We start from the raw sequence: 18,607 nt of genomic DNA on the forward strand, positions 1-18,607 counted from the left end.
AATACCACAGCGGATGAGGTCATCAGCTGGTACCAGGCACAGAAATATCATCCGGACGAGCCTGTTCAAGCGGCGATTGCAACCTATCGTGATATCGGCAAAGTCGACCAGGCCTTGCGCCTAGCGCTTGAATATCCGCACCTACAGGTTGCAAGAAAGCTCATCCGCGAGCATCTGACGGAAGCGCTCTCATACTTTAAGGATACGCATAGTCGTTTGGCACATCCAAATGCCGAATATGCGCTTGGTATTGCTTTCTTAGAGTGTGGGCGGGGTTTGGATGCCGAACCGTACCTCAAGCATGCCCTGGACCAGGTAAAACCAGGTCCGCAGAGAATCGCGGTTGAAGAATGCTTGCGCAGGCTCGATCGCGAGCTCTCAAAAATGGTGTAAAGTTTACTGAATTCACCCTATATAGATGGTACTGCGCTTGAAGCGCGTAATCATAGCCAACAACAGAACGGATTGACACCAAGAGGGGCCCCACTGTGGGCCCTTCTTCTTTTCAGCGGTTCTATACTGCAACCGTTTTTGTTAACGGGCGTGTGAGCAGGCAAAAATACGCGCTTTGTGGTAAAATATTTCAGTATTACTGAAGATCAAAGGTGGGGAAACGACCTGTCGCTGGCCGAAAGGCTAGAGGAAACATCCTACACCCACGCGGCGTGTTTTCACGGCGCGTAATAGACCGCCTCTTGAAAAAGAGGGCAGCTCTGCAAGGGCTGACGACAAGTGCCACAGAGACGAGCCGTTTAACATAATTGTTGGGCGGGTGAAACGCGGTAAACTCCGGTCGGGTGCAACTCAAATAGGGTGGTGCATTAATAGTGCGCCGGTCCCGGGTAGAGGCAGCCGCGTTCGCGGCCCCGCGCCTCAAGCGCGGTGAGATAGATGACAGGATAGAACAGAATGGGAGTTACGGTTTCCCCACCGTTTTTCTTTATCTACTCTTGATACTAGGCCGATGTAGTGCAGGAATATAAAAACCACCGGGCAAATATCCGGTGGTTTTTGCCTATTTGCTAACATTTTGCTAACAAGACTGTTCGAGTACCCCTTAAGGGAGCTCGTTCTGCCCCGCGTCAGCTCTTATTGTAGAACCGGGCTACAGACATCCAGGGCAGCAAAGATCATGCGGTGTCGCTCGTGTGCATCAGCCTCGGTCTCGGGCAGCACATGTGAGTAGACCCGAAGAGTAATCGACGCATCAGCGTGGCCTAGAAGGCGTGAGACGTAGCGTAAAGACTCACCACTTGAGAGGAGTGCAGTTGCATAGGAATGCCTCAAATCGTGCCAGCGAACGCGCTTGAGCCCTGCGAGTGCCAACGCCGGCCGGAATACACGGACTTCGATATTCCAGGGGTTCCAGGCATTACCTTTTGTGCCGCAGAAGACGAGATCGTGCGGGTTTTCGTTCACCATCACTGCTTGGCGCAGTCGGTGTTGCTCTAACGCTTCGGCAAGCTCTGGGATCATCGGTACCTTGCGCACTGCAGCGGCCGATTTGACCTCACGCAGCTTATTGGGCCGCACGTGGATGTAGCCATTGGCAAAATCTATATCACCCCACTGCAGGTAGAAGGCTTCGGCTTGGCGCAAACCAGTATAGCAAGCGAGCATCACAAGTGCCCGATATTTAGCCTTAGTATTAGCGATAAGTGATTGCATCTCAGCAGGCGAGAGGTACTGCATTTCGACCTTCGTAGTGCGTGGTGGTTTGATATACTCTGCGGGTGATTTAACGAGATAGCCGAGTTCACATGCACGCTTGAGAACCATCTTGAGGGTCATCAAGTACTTCTTGGCATTGTTAGGGCTCATACCCTCGTTCATGAGGCTCGTAAGAAATTTCTCTACATCAAGAGGTTTGATGCTCTTAAGTATTTTTCCTGTAAAGAAGGGCAGTATCTTATGGTTTAAGTGGGTTTTGTACTTGCGCAGGGTGTTTGCGCGTACTCTGGTGGCGTGTGCCTCGAGGAAGGTCACGGCAAACTCTTTCAGCGTAATGTCGGGCAGATCCTGGTAGGTGCCGTTAGTGACCTGAGGCAGAACCTCTTCCAGATAGCGCTCAGCGTCACGCTTCTTAGGGCCGATCCGCTTCCACCGTTGCTTGTATTCTATGCCTTCTTCGGTTTCCACCGGTATTCGGTAGATAACATAGTAGTTATCGCCGCGCTTTCGAATGCTGCCCCTAGCCATGTTTGACCTCCTGACTTCTTTACTTATTTTGACTTCGTTCGCCTAAACCTGATTGGTGTAACGCCAAGGGAATCACAAGCCCTTATATAGGACCGCTGAAACGATTCAGGCTTAACCACATCTTTGCCCTTTCTCTTTGACCATCGTTCAGCAAGAGTCGACCAAAATACTTCAGCGTTATCGGCAACAACTGCCTCTTGTCGTACAAACTCAACTAATTCATACCGCTCGTTAACCTTGCCTTTGTTGAATTTGACACCTGCAAGATCACGCAAGATTGCATGAAGCCTAATCAATTCGTCTCTTGTAAGATCAAAACCGAAGAAGTTAACCGTCAGGTACTTGTATGGACGACCGCTACTCTCTGTTAGAAATACGGTTTCGTGGACTGAAGCCGTTACTGGTGGCAGGATCGGGACAACACCGGTAAGTATGTGCATAACTGCCTCTTCTTTTTTCCAACCGGTGATACTCGAAATGGATTCAGCCTCATCGGCTAAAATTGCCAACATACCTTGTGGACTTATTGGCAAATAAGCTTCGTGACCATGCTTATCAAGAAAGCCTATAAGCTTTTGTTTGCAGCCTCTTAAACCCACGGCGTTAATTAGAACAGGACTGTTAAGTGTGACTGGGTCTCCTATGTGAAACTCATCGCTGGTAAATGATGGGCTGTAACCAAAGAGTGCTCTCGCTGTGTCGGAGTTTGCGATGACTTCAATGATCTTATGATCGGGCTCATTCGCTGCGGTTTCCCTTATCCATGTAATAGCTGCTTCTTGTGTGCTAAACGGCGGTTCGGAATCACCAAAAAGTCGTTTCCTCTCACATTGTACTGAATAAGATAACTGCTCGGCGACGATAAGCGAAGCAGCCTGGGCGCTTGTTGCTCTCGCGAAATCAACGCTGAATTGTTCTTGGCCCTTATCTCCAAAGGGAGTTATGCTAAGGCCAAACTCCTCGAGCCTCTTTTCGTTCTGCGCTAGTTCATATATAGTTTTAATCTCTCTCTCGCCTAAAGAGTTCTGGAGTTTCCTCTTTATGTTGTCTGGTCTTACCGATCTAAGAGCATATTCAAAAGCACGATTAATATGGTGCGCATCGAGACCATGATGCTTATATGTTCGATCAATCTTCTCTTTGGCCTCCACTAGCCTACTCTGCTTAAGCTTCTCTAGTAAATCAGACATAAAATGTACCAACCTGTCAGATATCGTACAATTATCTACAAGTAGATTGTAACTTTATCGTAAGAATTGGTCAACAAGTGAATAGGAGGCTTGCATGATAACCCAACTAAAGTTGCAGCTCGTCTTAAAAGATATCAAACAGGCAGATATAGCCAGGGCTGCAGGTGTGCATCGGGCTTATATTAACCGTGTCGTTCTTGGTCGACAGAAGCCAAGCGAGAGAGTAATTAAAGCATTTAAAGAGGTTGCGGGCATCGAAGTAGGAGGTAAATAGCAAATGCTTAGTAGAGACAGTAGATTAGTCACCGTAAAGGATGCGGCACAGATCCTCTCAATGAATGAACAAGTGCTTTATCGAATGGCAGCAGATGGCAGATTACCAACATATCGCATCGGTAAGGCCGTCCGCTTCGATCTGGATGAGTTATCGGCTTTACTACGGAACGAAGGGAGCGAGGAATCATGCAACGTGAGAACGATTGGCTAGAAAAGGAAAGGGCCGGTAGCTCCCCAGCAAACCGGACCCAAAATGACACCCAACGATGGGCTTTCTGTTGTCCTGATTGTATATCAATGGGTAACGAGCTGCAAGCAAACCATGGAATTTTGGCTTTAGCCGAAACAGCGTATCTCCGGTGGGGTGCGCAAAAGTTTGGCTTACGACCGCTACCGACACTCTCGAGATAGGCAGGGCTACCAATGAAACCGATCGATAAAGTACTAGCTGCGGTACCAGGCCAGAAGAAGAAAAACGGCAAAGGCTATATGTGCCACTGCCCAGCCCATAATGATCGTAACCCAAGTCTTGAGGTTAAGCAAAATCAAGACGGTAAAGTTTCTATCAAATGCCATGCGGGTTGTGATTTTAACGACGTGCTATCAAGGATAGGGCTTACAGCAGCAGACTTATACCCAGATATCCGGGTGCATGTAGGGCCGGAGATCATTGCAGAATATGACTATAAGGATGCACAGGGCAAGCTAAGATACCAGATCGTTCGTAAGGTTCCGAAATCGTTTCTTTTACGTCGGCCAGACAGTAACGGCGGATGGCTCTGGAATAAAGACGGGATCGAGCTAATTCCGTACAACCTGAGTGCAGTTGTTCAGGCAATCGAGCAAAACAAGTTCGTTTGCATTGTTGAGGGTGAGAAGGATGCTGACACCCTATCAAGACTTGGGATTACCGCAACATGCAATCCATTCGGCGCTGGCAAATGGCCCGAAAGCTTTGCGCAGTACTTTCATGGTGCACATATAGCCATAATTCCCGATCAAGACGAACCTGGTAGGTTGCATGGCCTCGATGTAGCTCGCAAACTTAGTGGTGCAACCAAGAGCATCAGAATCGTAGATGTACCAACAGGTAAGGACGTTACCGATTACATTAACGCCGGCGGCACTGATGCAAGCCTAAAGGCCATCGTGAAACATACGGTCGAATTGGATATCAATAAGGTGTCCCCAGTCCCATCCCTATATAGTAATAGGGACTCAGGGACACTTAGTATTCGGCGTCTAAGGGATATCGATGAGCCAGCTCCAATGGAATTCATCGTGGAAGATTTCGTTCCTGAGAACTACCCCACAATGTTTTACGGTGATGGTGGCCAGGGCAAGAGCTACCTTATTCTTTGTCTTGGCAGTTGCGTTGCTGAAGGCAAGGAATTCTTAGATAAGTCAACTAAGAAAGGTAACGTGCTCTACGTGGATTTTGAGCTTGATGAGGCTGAGCAGGCTCGGCGTGCCTTCAAAGTTGCTCGCGGTCTAGGCCTTGAGAGGCCACCGGAAGGGCTCTTCTACTTCTCACCGGTAAGCCAGGATAAAGCAGTCAAGGATATAGGCGCTATTATCGACGAATTGGTTGTGTTAATTGCTGAGCACGACATTAAGCTTACAATCATCGATTCGTTTGGCGCCGCAGTTGCTGGCGATCCAGAGAGTGCAAGAGATGTAACTGGACTCTTCCGTAACCTTAGGCGACTTGGAACGACAATTATTCTCGATCACCAGAGCAAGGCAAGTGCCGATAAGTACAAAGATAAAACAGCATTTGGCAGCGTCTACAAGCAAAACATGAGCCGTAATATCTGGCAACTGCAGCGCATGCTCGATACGGTGACCGCGGACAACGAGATGAAGCTTGCACTCCATCACAAGAAGAGCAACTTTGGGCCTCTTAGAGAGACAATCTGCCTGAAAGCCACGTTCGGGCATGCTTATAGTATTGAACGCGTTGACCCTGACATCGATTTCTCCGATGCACTCTCAACTAAGGACCAAGTATTTATGGCGTTTGCCGAGCTTGGAAGTGCAACCGCAAAGCAGGTAGCTGATGAGTATCTCGTTCCATTAAAGACCGTTAAGAATAAAATCACTGCGCTCAAGCAAGAAGGTAAGCTCAGGCCAACGGGGGCCAAGGATGGGCAAGCTGATGTGTACGAGCCCACCGTCCCAGTGTCCCCCATATATAAGGATAAGGACGCCGGGGAACAACTGACCACTGATCCGGTGATAACCGAGGAGGGCCGCTGTGAATACGATTTCTAATGCGCTCGATCTTTATGCTGAACTTCACGCGCTTCGACTTGATCCGTGGATTATAAACGGCAAGCTCTCGCTCTCAAACCAAGCGTCGGCGCACCTCATTGAATCGATCAAGGCGCATAGAGAGGAACTATTTGAGCTCATTCGCGCGGTCGATGATAAGGTCCCCGGTGCCTGTGAGCGCTGTAGAAAGTGGGCCGAAGATCTCTTCACAGTCAGAGCTGGTCGAGTGTGCACCGCCTGCGTAGATGAATTGCTTGTGAAAGAGGGTTATTTCGGTGAAGAGTAGCAGGTTCATCGAGGTCAAGATATCTAAAGCAACACTCTTCTTGACGCCAGAAGAGTTTAAGACAGCGCTCAAACGTGGCAAGGCAATACTAAGGGCTCGCAGTCTGAAGAAACGAATAGAAGATGCAAGACCGTAAAAAGCGGGCGAATAATGCAACTTACTAAGTTCAGAAGCACGAGCCTTATATTTTTTAGAGCCGATAAAAGCAGGGAATTTCTTGAGTCCATAAAAGGAGCAGAAATTCCAAACCCTTATATTCAAAAGGATACGAATCAGTGAGAGAGGGTAGACATCATGGCCAAAATAGGCAGGCCGCGTAAGTTCGAAAATCACGAGCAGTTTGCAACCGCTGTTCAGCACTATTTTGATAGCATTAGAATCACACGGCCGGCTTTTGAAAAATATATCGATGGCATAGACGCTAACGGAAAGCCCATCTGTAAAGAACAGCCGGTAATAACCAATGCCGGCACGCAGTTTATGAGTGTGACATGGCTACAGCATCCTAGCATAGAAGGCATGTGCTGCCACCTCGGAATCTCACGAGAGACTTTACGGCGTTACAGCAAAGACGAAGAGTTTCGTGACACTTATACGCGCGCGAGGCAGATCATTGAGGAGTACATAGAAACAAAGCTACTCTATGATAGCAAAACAGTAAGGGCTGCAATGTTTGTCTTGAAGTGTTGCTTCGGTTGGCGAGAAGTAAAGAGGCAAGAACGTATTGAGCCGAACAGGCCCGCTAGCGTGTCCTTACTTACTAACAAAGAGCGTGAGGCTGAAATCAAAAGGCTTAAAAATGAGCTCGGATATATCCACAGTCAACCTTAAAACCTGCCCAATCACATGCCTTCCCTGTTCTGATAGCTATGCTTCGGAGACGTCGGCTTCATGAGACATAAGAATCTGTCGTAACCTTACAGCCTTGCATAAATATGGGCTATGCTGAGCGATACATTAGATTTTCTACGTGTCAACCGGTTACTAACCAGTTAACATTAATGCTGGTAAACGGCCTAGTTATTGCACAGATAGCTGTACTTACTCAACCGATTAGACTAGACTTTTACTAATCCAGCCATTCAAGACCTTGGGTTAAGGAGGTGAAGGTTATTACTCTATGGCACGTCTCGTTCGGCAACAAAGCAACGGTAAGACAGGCGGCGCAAGAAAAGCAAGAGCAGGTAGACTAGTTTTGCGGTTGGCTACCTGCTCAGTTAGCAGGAATAGGATACCTGCCTATTGCCATTATAGCAGGTATCCTCAACAAATGAGGGGGATAGGATGGTAGAGGTAATAGTGGATTTTAGCAGTATCGAAGGAACTGACGGGGACCTTGAACTGGTCACGAAGAAACTGGCACTTGAGGACATAGACTACATGTTCACCGTGAGTAAGGACGATCCACTGACGGGTGCTGTGATTGCTGATCGCTACTATGGTCAAGCGTGGACCGAGATAGCCGATGGAAGCAAGCTCTTTTTCAAGAGGGGCATAAAGCCAGAAGTAGACGACATTATTCTAGCAGAGGTAACTGACAATGTTCGTGTTGACGGATTGCAGGGCGCTGTAGTCATTCGCCATTTTGAGCCTCACAGTGGCTGCTATATTCTTCGGTCTGCTGATGGCAATATCGAGGACATCACGATCTTGCCGGAGTGCGACTTTAAGGTCATTGCCGTCTGCATAGCAGCGCAATATCGGCCAGGTGGCAGTATTGATGCTCGAGAGCTCATACGGCGAGAGGCTATTGATACTCTACGAGTGATTTAAGCTACAGACAGTGCTTGTTGCTTGAACTTTGGGTCCGGCGTTGAGCCGGACCTTTCTATTTCGAATGAAGTTGTTGCCGCCAAAACAGGAAGCCAGTCAATAACACAGATAGGGCTACTAGGCCGGTCCATACTCTTGTAGCTATAGTTCGCTGCCGCCGAGCGAGGCTCTTAAGTTCAGACTTTGCTTTGGTTGCAGCAAGCTCTTCTTGGTCTTGTATTTTCCATTCAGCTTCTTCACCACCACCATACAAGGCTGGAAGTGAAAGCTTTTGCTTCAGCTCAGCCATTTTCTTAGCTTCTTTTGGTCTAGCCAGTATCTGCTTTTTCCTTATTGCCATATCAGCCTCAGAAACGACGGGCTCCATCTCTCCGCTATAAAACTTTCCGTCATCGACGCCGTAGATTGCAACCCATGCCTGTCCTGACCAGCGGTCGTGCATATGTACGATCTTTAATTCTCCGTTATTGAACGTTTGTGTTGGTCCTTTATCCCATCTAAGTTGCCAAGCTGCCAGCAGTAAAAGACAAGCAATAGCGGGGATCAACCATACGTGCTTCACATTTCTACTTGTATTTCGCTGTGCCAACGTATCTTCCATACTATCCCCTTGAGCTTCGCTGCAATCATGCAGTAACTCTGGCGCTATGATTTCAGAACCGCTGGTATTCCCTACCGAACGACCGCTTTGAGTTGTACCATAGTTTTGCCGTCGTACTCTATTGTCTAATCGGAGTTTCACACTAATATGCTCAACAGACCAGCCTAACGCATATATACCAAGCACAATTCCCGTAATTGCAAAAACAAAATTAGGGATGTCTGAATTAGAACCGGTCCCATTCAGTACGTTATAGACAATACTCAGGATAAAACCTCCAGCGAAATAAACCAGGAATCCTCTCCATACAATTTGCCATCCGACCATTAAGTAATTGGCTCCTAAAAAGCTTACTCTTTGGTTGCATGCAAGCCGTTTAGCTATCCAGCCAATCATATGTAAGCAAGCAAAAACGTACAGCGCTATAAGTGCTATCAAGCATAAATTGGAAGATAATGAGTTTGAGCTAAGGACGCTACCAATTGTGCCATAAATAAAGCCAAGAAAAACTGCACCGGATAAAATAATCCCCCATACGAATAATCCAGCTAGAAAAGTTTTTGAAAAAGAGGGATCAGGGGACATACATTCACCATAAGGCTTGCTTGTTTCTGTATGACTTTTCTTGCTAGTCCGGTTCGGTTTGTTCACTGCACTGGGTGGCTCCACTAGCTATCTTCCCCCTATCAAAGTGGATGCTCTGTATCCAAGCTATTTAGACAAGAGCAACGGTACTACTGACATACTACCAAAGATGGTGGCTAAAGAATATAATGTAGTATAAGCAAGTAGAAACTGGCTTAACTGGAGGAATTATGAAGGTACGAGAGCTTCAGCAAGAACTGAGCAAACTAGATCCCGAGTTAGAGGTTATTTGCTATAGCGAAGATGATAACCTGCTAGAAGAAGGTATGGGGTTTCGACTTCTGGATATCGAAGCAGTAAATACTACGCAAGGCGAGAGAGTTCGCCTTGATGACAGATTTAGGACACCATATTTAAAGCTTGGGAAAAGTCCACATTCAGAGATTTTTGCAGTTATAGAAGTGACATCTGTCTTTTAAACGTCGCCTGCATGCTTGCAAGCATACTTCAAGGGTAACTTTTCACTACCTTATGCTAACACTTGCTAACAAAACCTGAATCGAGATTGATTTGCGCCAGTGGAAGGTAGTATAAAATGCCTATTTTATACAAATATAAGGCAAAATAGGGGAGTAAATACCAGTATAATCCCAGCTCAGGGATACGGTTTCCCCACCGTTTTTCTTTACTATTCTAAAGCGCAATCTCGCTGGCAATTGGCTAAAAATCTACAATCCGCAACATCTTTAGGCCTGGGTCAAAAGTATTTGGAAAATTTCATGCTTAGCTCCACACATTTTTGGGTACTCTTTAACCAAGCAATACTATCTAAATCTAGGGCAGAGCGACTTGCTCTTGTCTTTTTGCGGTTTGATATACGGTGATTTACGGTAAATGTCCAAGATTCGATATGAGTAGGTGAGCGTATGAGCCAATTTTCTTTCACAGTTGAAGTAGAGGATGACCACAAGCTTGTTATCAGGCCGATCGGCGCGTTGGATTTCCATACGGTAGGGATTTTAAAGCAAGCGATCTATCCCCTGGCAGTCAATGAGGACATCATGGACATCGTCTTCGATTACGTTGACGTTGATTACTCCGATAGCTCGGCGTTCGGCTTACTACTCAAACTGAGCCGGACGGTTGACGGGGAAGTAACGGTTATAAATGCCCGCCCATCTCTGAAGCGCCTCTTTCAAATGGCGGGGTTTGACACGCTCTTCTTTAAAGAAGAGCACCACGACCACGGCCATACCGCATAAGTATAAGGCCGCCTCTTCCGAGTCACTTTAAGATAGCATCGTGTGCAAGACATAATAGCCTCTTACCCAATCTAATCGGTCTCGGTGGCATCTTCACGCTAATTAATAAAGTCCTGTGTAATCATGTAGCCGTATGGCTCTACGTTAATGACGCCTATCCCAACTTTTCCAAAAGCCGGGCTTAAGATGTTTTCCCGGTGACCCTGGCTTCTCATGAGACTGTAGTGAGCAAGCATGATATCCTGCGAATACGCGATGTTCTCGCCGAAAGCCAGGTAGTAGACCCCCGCTCTCTCCAGGCGCTCGCTTGGTGAGCCGGTCGTCGGCGAGAAATGGTTAAAGTAGTTGTTCTTAACCATATCCAAGCTGTGAGTCCGCGCAACCTCGCGCAACCGCATATCGGGCGCCAGCGGCAAGAGCCCCCGGTTTCCCCGCTCGTTGTTGATGAGTCTCAGCATTGTGGCTTCAGCGAGCGGATCGGATGCATCGTTAGCTTCCGCAGGAATGTTCGGCCGCGCCCTATTGCGACCGCTGCCATGCTCAGGCGCAAAAAACGCGATCGTGTCGTTAATTGCTTGTCCCGCGATCTGCTCTATAACCGGCTCGGCTATTGCCACCTGCTCGACAATAGGGGCGCCGATACGGGATTGGTCAATACTAAGCTTTATAGGGCCGCTTAGCGGAAACCAGCTGAGCAACCCAAGCAGCAGCGAGAGCCAAACAAAACCGCCAATCAATGCCGGCATAACGCCAAGCATCCGATCGGCGCCGATTAAGCGTCGCTGCCGCACGAAGCGATACAGCGCGGGATATACCCGAATGACAATTAGGCCGAGTACGAGGTGAAAGATGACGAACAAAGCCAGAAACGAAACCAGGCTCGCGAACCCTCTTGAAGTTCCAACCGTATGATTAATATATAAGCTAAGCTGCGGATACGCTTTTGCTGCAAGATATATAGATCCCAGAAACGAGAACAGATCGGTGGACGTAATAACGAATCCTCTTCTATAGCCGTAGAGCGCCCATGCTACCATGAAGCTAACAATGAATACATCGATAATATTAAAGCCCAGCACGCGCTACACCTCTGCCCCCGTATATCTTTTATATTCCTTTTCCTTACTCGCAAATGTTTAATGTGTGAGAGATATAAAATTGCATAAGGCCAGGGCAGACACCATTTAATGCATATAAAAATTTTATATGCATTCCCATTAAGCTGGCGTATAATAGGGTCGGGATAGCTCGCTGTCCCCACACGGCAAAGGAGGCGCATATGGAAAGAATAGATAACCAGCCAAGTGTCGGGACCCCGGTGCCTATCAGCAATCCGGCCCTTGACCCAAGCACACCACAAGCCCAAGCAACCGCCCCTGCATACACGCAGCCTCTTGAAACACGAAGCAATAAAGCATTTCTTGTCGTCGACTATATCTTCTGGATTCTTGTAGCAGTAACGCTTTTACGGTTTGCATTTAAGCTGATCGGCGCGAATTCGCATAACGCTTTTGTAACGCTGATTTTTAATTTTACTGATCCGGTGGTTAACATATTCAAGGGTATTGTCGGGGATGTAACCTCGGGCACGATGGTAATCGAGTTTTCCTCGCTTATCTCCATCGTTATATTGTGGCTGATTTATAAGGCGGCCCTTCGCCTCATCGTCATCACAAAATAGCCCGTTTTGCGTGTGTTTAAGCAAATACAGCCTGTAGCAAATAAAAGCCTGGCTTTTCAGTAAGCTAGGCTTTGGCTTTAGAACGCGACCCTAGCTTCCGGCAAGCTAGACTTTAGTTTTTGTTCTTGACGCTCGTTATAAAACCCGACTTTATGTAAAAATTTAGCTTGTGCTGTTACATTCGACGTTTGCTTTAAAACTCAAGTTGCGGTTGGCTGATAAGCTCAACGCGGTGATTTTCTTGCAGGGCGCCTAACGTATCTGCAATGTCACGCGCGTTTTGTACCGGGTACGTATTCATGCAGTTATTAAACATAAGGTAAATGCGATCGGTCGCATCTACCAGGCGTATTATTTTTGGCACCCATTCATTGAGTTCATCTCGGCTGTATTCCGGCCGGGTAGAAGGTCCCGTCAAACCCCTTATCGGTAAAGCTGCACGTTCCAATATAGTAATCAGCCATGATGCCTCCTATCTGCTTTTATTATATTACCCGATTTAGCTATGCTCCAGGACTAGCCGGTTCATGCGGTAATGCGATAGAATTGTTATGTTTTCACCCAAAGGAGTGTCATGAGAGCTTACCTTGATATAGAAACCTCGTTCTCGAACAAATTAACGGTCATAGGCCTCTACATTGCCGATACCGGGGAGCTTATACAGATGGTAGGCGGCGCCATTGCGCCCGATGAGCTGATGCATCACCTGCGGCACGTCGAGCGAATCTACACCTACAACGGCAATCGCTTTGATTTGCCCGTCATCCACCAGCATTTGGGTGTTAACTTGCGCAAATCCCACGAATCGCGCGATCTCATGTACGATTGCTGGCACAACAATCTCAAAGGCGGCCTCAAAGCCGTTGAAAAAGCGCTCGGTATCTCACGCGATATTTTCGGCAAAGGGGAAGACGACCCGCGTATTCTATGGCGAAGGTATCGTAGGCACCGCGACACCGATGCGCTAGAGCGCCTGCTCTGGTATAATCGCGAAGACACGCTCAACCTAGTTCTTCTGGAAGAACGCCTTAATAACAGTCATTCAAGTACACCTGCAACCGAAGTTCCCGTGATATCGTATAAGCGGCTAATCCTCTAATCATCCTGGCCATAACCTGTATTTTACATATAGTCATTTGCAGAATCGTATGTTATAATTCTTTTTGCTGTGCGGGATGCTAAGCTGTGCCGGTAACCATGACACAGCTTTCTTTTATGAGGAGGGGTTCCCGAGCGGCCAAAGGGGACGGACTGTAAATCCGTTGGCGGAGCCTTCGAAGGTTCGAATCCTTCCCCCTCCACAGCACCTTGAATTGGTATGAATTAGAGATTTGCCTCCGTGGCTCAACCTGGCAGAGCACTCGACTTGTAATCGAGAGGTTACCGGTTCGATTCCGGTCGGAGGCTCAGAAAGTTTAGCTTTTTAGCTAAACTTTCTCTTTTATAGAAGGAAAACAGCGATACACCCCGAATATATCTTATTGGTAAACCGGGAGCCTATAGCTAGGAAGCTCTATATCTAGTCGTCGCAGTATTAGTTGAAGCACAAAACGTACAAGGAATTATGGTCAGAATCGAAGCAAACCTAAAGAGCCTAATGAAATACCTCTTTGGTATGTATTTTGCTATGCCGGACCCTATGGCAGGCGGGATACACATTGTCGACTACGCGAAGAAATTCCACGATAGCAAGCTAGCGCAGCGCATCAAGGTATACAACAGGTCTCATAAAACCGTTGCATGATATCTACTCATACGGCGCAACCGAATAATCCGCTTTGCCAGCTCCCCAAGCTGCTATCAGATCGTCTGCTATTTTCATAATACTCAACACCAATTATCGCCTACCTAAAGAACCGGTGGTGCAAACCGGGTACGCAGCGAAAACGTAGACAACTTAGTGATAGCATGTGGGGGAATATATGTTATTATTATCTGGTAGTTAGTTACAATCTTATGTATATGCTGCTCAAAGGCAGCATTACTACGCATTAAGGGGTTGGTTGTAGAAATATGTTCTTAGCTAATCAAGACTCGAAGCTAGTCAGATGGACGACACTCATTCCTATCCTTCTTATAACCCTGGCTCTTACAATGCCTGCAATAGCGATGGCAAAGGGAGAAGCCACAGCCACAGCAGAAACCAAAGCAGCGAAAACAAAGACGAAGGCGCCCGCAGCCAAGGCAGCAAAATCCGAGACGGAGGCTGCCACAACTAAGGCTGCTAAGGATGCAAAAACAAAGAGTGCCAAAGATGCAAAACCTAAACCTAAACCTAAACCGATTCATGATACATGGCTTGTCTACCAGCACGATCCACAGCATACAGGTCGCACTGCATTTATGGGGCCTGAGAACCCGGATGTTTCATGGTTTGTTCCATTCGGACAAACTGGAAAACCGACCACACCGCTTGCGGTAGGAGAAGATAAGAACGTATACGTTGGCGTTAATGTAACCCCTGCGCAGAACTCATCTACAACGACCTCGTCGCAAGCACAAACCGGCATGGGCCATTCTGGCGTCTTCGCGTTTAGTAGCGAAGGCAACAAGGTTATCTGGGTATCTAAGGTAAATGGCAAGGTCACAGGGCCTATTGCTATAGGTAAAGACGGCACCGTCTATGCGGTCATCGGCACCGTCCTTGTCGCATTGAACAAAGCCGATGGCTCGGCAAAATGGCAGGTTAACCTAAATGGAGAATCATCGGGCGGAGTCATGCTCGGTAAAGACGGCACCGTCTATGCGGGAACGCTTAAAGGCATGACGCTGTATGCGGTTGGTAGCGATGGTAAACCGAAGTGGCGATTTGCTGCGGGAGGCCAAATTAGCAGCTCGCCGGCAATCGCAAACGATGGGACGGTTTACTTTACCGCTAAAGATTTGAATCTATATGCGGTTGATCCTAGCGGTAAGCTGAAGTGGAAATTTGCGATACCGGAAAAGGGCAACGTTGTACCTACATCACCGATTGTCGGGAACGAGAAAAACATAATCTTTGCCATGAATCGCGACGGCGGCTACATGACCATAGCTGACAACGGGCATGTTCAGAACGAATATGTGTATGCTATTGCGCCGGACGGCAAACAAAAATGGCGTTATCTAACCCAGTCAAAGAAACTATGCATGCCTGCGGTTGAATCCAATGGCATGGTTGTCGTAGCCGGAACTACTATAAATTATACCGATGACCGGAGCCTGACGATGGGCGACGGATTTGTGTACGGCGTTGGCAAAGATGATAAAGCTAGTTGGAAAGCCGTTATCGATGATGACGACTTTCAGGGCGCACCTATTATAGACGGTTCCGATGATATCTATATAAGCTCAACTGACGGCCATCTTACTTGCATATCTGGAACAGGCGTTTTGAGGTGGCGCATCAAAACCGGCGGCTTGACATCGGTGGGCCCCAAAGGCGCCATTTATATTGCCGCGAATTCGTCGGTTGCTGCAATCATGGACCGGGATACCAGCAAAGACGCAAAGCAGAGCCAGAAAATTGAAAAAGAAGGATCCGGCGGTAGCTCGATGTCAATTCTGATTTATGCCATTCCGGTTATTGTAGCAATAGCGATAATCGTTTTTCTAAGAACAAAAGTCGCTATTAAGCCGGAAGGCGATGATAGCACCGAAAGCTAAGGCATGCTTAAACCAATGGTGTAAACGGCAGCAAGAACAGGACATAAGAACACAAGGACTAAAATAATAATGACCTATCGGATTAGGCTTCACAGGGATGCTAACTTCGGTCTTGACGTTATTATTGCGTTCATCCTCATAATAGCGTTGGGGGTGACCTCCAAGTTGTTTGCCGCAAGCCAGCCTGAGAATAGTTTGCCGCGACAGCAAACGAAGCAAATACAACTTGCAGTCCTCAATACGAGCACGACGATACGGTCAACAAGTAAAACCCCGGTTGCTACCGGGGTTTTGGCGCTTGAAACACCGGATGGCAGTAAGAAAATTCCTGCTCGCACAGCTCTTGAGCAAATCGAAGTTGTTAACCCCGCCACGGTGCCGAATAGCCAGGCTCACGGTTCTTACTCAAACAGCGCGGGAGGGATCGGCAAGGGAATTCTGAAAAACGGTGGTAAGGCGTATAAAATGACGTTTTCGTATACGAACGTAGGCGCCAAGGATGCCGTTTACGACTCCGGATGGTTGCTTTATGGCCAGCCGCTCGAGGATCTGATTGCCAAACAAGAAGGAAACCATTTAACCTACTCCTACGGACAGGTTCCAATCTGGGCAAAAAACAGCACTGACTTTGCATATGCCCACGATCATATTCTCCACGCAGGACAAACAGTAACTGAAACAGTGTGGTTTTTTCCATGTCCACAGGTCAAAGAGTGCATGCTCGGTGACTTTGAGCTTACTGAGCCCATAAAGATCAGCTTGCCTCAGTAGCCCCCCAATATGTCCGTGAAAGACCCCGAAAACATCCGCAAATAAGCAATAACGCCCCAATATTTGCCTCAAGAAGGCTCCTTAAGCATGCCTTTAGTACTAAATACCTAAATATTTCCAGCTAGCTGCCGATATATGAATACGTGGAAAGAAATGTAACATTTGACAGTGTTAGTAATTGAAGAGGTGCGTAATATCGAATGATTGCGCGACTACTCGTACTAGTCGCCCTTATCAGTTCATGTTTTATCTCAACCGCGTATGCAGCAAGTAACAATACAAACACCCTTTTTACCGCACAGCAATTTGAATCACCTAAACTCGAATCATCTAGTTTAACCAGTAGCTTTAAATCATCTAGTTTAAACAGCAATTTTGAAGAATCAGATACTATTGTACGTAACTCGTTGACCGGCTTGCACGGAAGGTATGTAACAACGCCTTCTCGATGCAGGGTCTGTCATGGATTTGATAAACGGGCGCAAGGCATACAAATAACTGCTATCGCCGGCATATACGCGTGCGATTGGTGCCATGATTTTGGTGCCGCATCATCGTATTACGTCACGTTGGAAGGCGACGAATTCGGTAAGCCGGAACTTGGCGTGGGCCATAGCCGTGGCTATGGGCTTTCAACCGGTAAGTGGTCGGCTCCAGATGATACATATCCTGCGTTTATCCCGCGCTTCTGGTATGGCGGCCTCAGCTGTTTCGATTGTCATTCGCCACACGCAAATCCATCTCGAATTCTTGGATTTAATAAGTCAGGCCAGCCTCGTTTTGGTGTCTTAGACCCGGGTTTTACCGATCTTAAGACATCTTCTCAACCAGGTTCATCATCTATGTATAAATCTGGTCGCTGGATCCTTAAGAAAAACCCGGATCCAGAGATAGATCCTGAATCCGGCTATGAGATTGCCGATACCTATGATGGCGATTTGTCTTCTCTGGTACGGTATCCGGTTAATAAGGTTGCCATTAACTGGGATAATCCATATGCCAAGAATGTGGCAGAGGCATCCGATGCCAATATCCGTCTAGAGAAGACGAGTTCGGTTAGCGAACTCTGTATTGATTGCCATGACGGAGATGGCGGGCTTCACAGCACTTCTGCGCTAGCATACTCACCCGAGAACGGTGCGGACGGTAAGACGGGCCTCAACAGTTACGAGCGCGCTTTCGGTCATGATTCACAACCGGGTAAGTGTAGCGGCAAACTATTTATTAATACCGAAGATGGTAAGAATAACGGTCCTCCGTGTCGCAGCTGCCATAGGGCAGGAGGCGATTGTGATTTGTGCCATACATCCGGCAGGGTAGCGGCAGAGACCAACTGGCCGCGCGATGCCTATGCGCCAAATCCAAGCCTCGCTTCTAATAAAGGCTTTGAAGGCGTGCAAGCCGATAAGGTACAACATGTGCTAGATAGAGATAGCCTCCAGCTTAAGTCTGTGGCCAGATGGGATCCTCAGCGTAAAAATTCTAGCGTGGAATGTTCCTCTGAGTGTGTCAACTTGGGATATAGTTGGCCTCACCGCACATTTGCCTGGAAGATGTTAAAGAACGAGCTCTATGGTGTTTACCTGGATGACCAAAATGTTGAGGTGACTCAGGTTAAGCAGCTGCTTGTTAAATATTCAGCCATATCGGCACAGCCGGCCCAAGACCCAATTGGCGCCGTTTGTCTTGATTGCCATAATCCGTTTGTCTGGAAGCCCGGCACAAAAGAGGCGCTTAAAAAAGGGCTACCTTAGTGTTTAGTTTCATGCGTTAGAATGAAGAATCCACACGCTTGTTATTGGTCACCCCTTAGATCCACTGGTTTTAACCCTGGAATATCCTAGCCTGCGTAGCTGGTAACCTTGTAAAATATACATGCTTCTACCAGCACTCATCCCGCTCGTTTTATACAGTGTCTGTTTATACTGATGTGTGCGCCGCTGCCCACACCTACTACAATGTTAGTTATTGTGTGAGTAGTTTCCTGCAAAAACAGCCATTCGCGTTTCACCCCAAAATACCCCGGTATTAATTAGCAGAAAGCTGGAATACAGCATTTTTTGA

The 18,607-nt window shown here is 47.4% G+C and carries 20 protein-coding genes, 2 tRNA genes and 1 other RNA gene; 18 read left to right on the forward strand and 5 right to left on the reverse strand.

All coding sequences use genetic code 11. The annotated features are described in order from the left end of the window. Together VGK02_01530 and rnpB are read left to right on the forward strand one after the other, a co-directional pair. Positions 1–393, forward strand: a 393-nt coding sequence (locus tag VGK02_01530) for a hypothetical protein (GenBank protein ID HEY3373731.1), incomplete at its 5' end; no start/stop codon positions are given. Positions 394–609: 216 nt separating this feature from the next. Beyond that, positions 610–924, forward strand: an RNA gene (rnpB, locus tag VGK02_01535) — RNase P RNA component class B. 165 nt (positions 925–1,089) lie between these two features. Here the strand turns inward: rnpB and VGK02_01540 are convergent. Both VGK02_01540 and VGK02_01545 read right to left on the reverse strand, forming a co-directional pair. Further along, complete coding sequence (locus tag VGK02_01540) at positions 1,090–2,199, reverse strand: site-specific integrase (protein ID HEY3373732.1); 1,110 nt, start codon at positions 2,197–2,199, stop codon at positions 1,090–1,092. 23 nt (positions 2,200–2,222) lie between these two features. Next, the gene (locus VGK02_01545) at positions 2,223–3,389 is read right to left on the reverse strand and encodes a hypothetical protein (GenBank protein ID HEY3373733.1); all 1,167 of its coding nucleotides are present in this window, start codon (positions 3,387–3,389) and stop codon (positions 2,223–2,225) included. A gap of 94 nt (positions 3,390–3,483) precedes the next feature. On the opposite strand from VGK02_01545, the gene VGK02_01550 reads away from it, so the two are divergent. The 7 genes from VGK02_01550 to VGK02_01580 all read left to right on the forward strand — a co-directional run bounded on the left by VGK02_01550 (position 3,484) and on the right by VGK02_01580 (position 7,998). After that, complete coding sequence (locus VGK02_01550) at positions 3,484–3,663, forward strand: helix-turn-helix transcriptional regulator (GenBank protein ID HEY3373734.1); 180 nt, start codon at positions 3,484–3,486, stop codon at positions 3,661–3,663. Between the two features lie 3 nt (positions 3,664–3,666). Then, positions 3,667–3,876, forward strand: a complete 210-nt coding sequence (locus tag VGK02_01555) for a helix-turn-helix domain-containing protein (GenBank protein ID HEY3373735.1) — start codon at positions 3,667–3,669, stop codon at positions 3,874–3,876. 212 nt (positions 3,877–4,088) lie between these two features. After that, the gene (locus tag VGK02_01560) at positions 4,089–5,939 is read left to right on the forward strand and encodes an AAA family ATPase (GenBank protein HEY3373736.1); all 1,851 of its coding nucleotides are present in this window, start codon (positions 4,089–4,091) and stop codon (positions 5,937–5,939) included. After that, entirely contained in the window at positions 5,923–6,225 is a 303-nt protein-coding gene (locus VGK02_01565) for a hypothetical protein (protein ID HEY3373737.1), read from the forward strand. The genes VGK02_01560 and VGK02_01565 overlap by 17 nt, the downstream gene beginning before the upstream one ends. Next, on the forward strand, positions 6,215–6,361 hold the full coding sequence (locus VGK02_01570) for a hypothetical protein (protein HEY3373738.1): 147 nt from the start codon (positions 6,215–6,217) through the stop codon (positions 6,359–6,361). The genes VGK02_01565 and VGK02_01570 overlap by 11 nt, the downstream gene beginning before the upstream one ends. Positions 6,362–6,519: 158 nt before the next feature. Further along, on the forward strand, positions 6,520–7,056 hold the full coding sequence (locus VGK02_01575; protein ID HEY3373739.1) for a terminase small subunit: 537 nt from the start codon (positions 6,520–6,522) through the stop codon (positions 7,054–7,056). A 453-nt stretch (positions 7,057–7,509) separates the two neighbouring features. Next, a complete protein-coding gene (locus VGK02_01580; protein HEY3373740.1) occupies positions 7,510–7,998 on the forward strand; it encodes a hypothetical protein in 489 nt (162 codons plus the stop codon). 55 nt (positions 7,999–8,053) lie between these two features. On the opposite strand, the gene VGK02_01585 is transcribed toward VGK02_01580, so the two are convergent. After that, entirely contained in the window at positions 8,054–9,268 is a 1,215-nt protein-coding gene (locus VGK02_01585) for a hypothetical protein (protein HEY3373741.1), read from the reverse strand. 146 nt (positions 9,269–9,414) lie between these two features. Here VGK02_01585 and VGK02_01590 point away from each other — a divergent pair, with 146 nt between their 5' ends. Further along, positions 9,415–9,663 carry a hypothetical protein gene (locus VGK02_01590; protein HEY3373742.1) on the forward strand — a complete coding sequence of 83 codons (249 nt, stop codon included), beginning with the start codon at positions 9,415–9,417 and terminating at the stop codon, positions 9,661–9,663. Between the two features lie 447 nt (positions 9,664–10,110). Continuing rightward, positions 10,111–10,446 (forward strand): STAS domain-containing protein, encoded by a 336-nt coding sequence (locus VGK02_01595; protein HEY3373743.1) that lies wholly within the window; start codon positions 10,111–10,113, stop codon positions 10,444–10,446. Positions 10,447–10,544: 98 nt separating this feature from the next. Here the strand turns inward: VGK02_01595 and VGK02_01600 are convergent, their stop codons facing one another. Beyond that, positions 10,545–11,525, reverse strand: coding sequence for a CvpA family protein (locus VGK02_01600; protein ID HEY3373744.1), 981 nt, complete (start codon positions 11,523–11,525; stop codon positions 10,545–10,547). 200 nt (positions 11,526–11,725) lie between these two features. On the opposite strand from VGK02_01600, the gene VGK02_01605 reads away from it, so the two are divergent. Further along, on the forward strand, positions 11,726–12,127 hold the full coding sequence (locus VGK02_01605) for a YggT family protein (GenBank protein ID HEY3373745.1): 402 nt from the start codon (positions 11,726–11,728) through the stop codon (positions 12,125–12,127). Positions 12,128–12,320: 193 nt separating this feature from the next. On the opposite strand, the gene VGK02_01610 is transcribed toward VGK02_01605, so the two are convergent. Beyond that, entirely contained in the window at positions 12,321–12,545 is a 225-nt protein-coding gene (locus VGK02_01610) for a DUF72 domain-containing protein (GenBank protein HEY3373746.1), read from the reverse strand. A gap of 156 nt (positions 12,546–12,701) precedes the next feature. On the opposite strand from VGK02_01610, the gene VGK02_01615 reads away from it, so the two are divergent. The 6 genes from VGK02_01615 (at position 12,702) to VGK02_01640 (ending at position 18,297) form a co-directional block, all read left to right on the forward strand. After that, entirely contained in the window at positions 12,702–13,226 is a 525-nt protein-coding gene (locus VGK02_01615) for a ribonuclease H-like domain-containing protein (protein HEY3373747.1), read from the forward strand. A gap of 120 nt (positions 13,227–13,346) precedes the next feature. Beyond that, positions 13,347–13,428, forward strand: a tRNA-Tyr gene (locus VGK02_01620). Between the two features lie 32 nt (positions 13,429–13,460). Beyond that, positions 13,461–13,534 (forward strand) — tRNA-Thr (locus VGK02_01625). Positions 13,535–14,140: 606 nt separating this feature from the next. Further along, the gene (locus VGK02_01630) at positions 14,141–15,772 is read left to right on the forward strand and encodes a PQQ-binding-like beta-propeller repeat protein (GenBank protein HEY3373748.1); all 1,632 of its coding nucleotides are present in this window, start codon (positions 14,141–14,143) and stop codon (positions 15,770–15,772) included. 69 nt (positions 15,773–15,841) lie between these two features. Beyond that, positions 15,842–16,543, forward strand: a complete 702-nt coding sequence (locus tag VGK02_01635) for a hypothetical protein (protein ID HEY3373749.1) — start codon at positions 15,842–15,844, stop codon at positions 16,541–16,543. 200 nt (positions 16,544–16,743) lie between these two features. Continuing rightward, positions 16,744–18,297 carry a hypothetical protein gene (locus VGK02_01640; protein HEY3373750.1) on the forward strand — a complete coding sequence of 518 codons (1,554 nt, stop codon included), beginning with the start codon at positions 16,744–16,746 and terminating at the stop codon, positions 18,295–18,297. Positions 18,298–18,607: the final 310 nt, after the last annotated feature.

This window comes from Candidatus Aquicultor sp. (genome assembly GCA_036504445.1).
GTDB lineage: Bacteria > Actinomycetota > Aquicultoria > Aquicultorales > Aquicultoraceae > DASXVE01.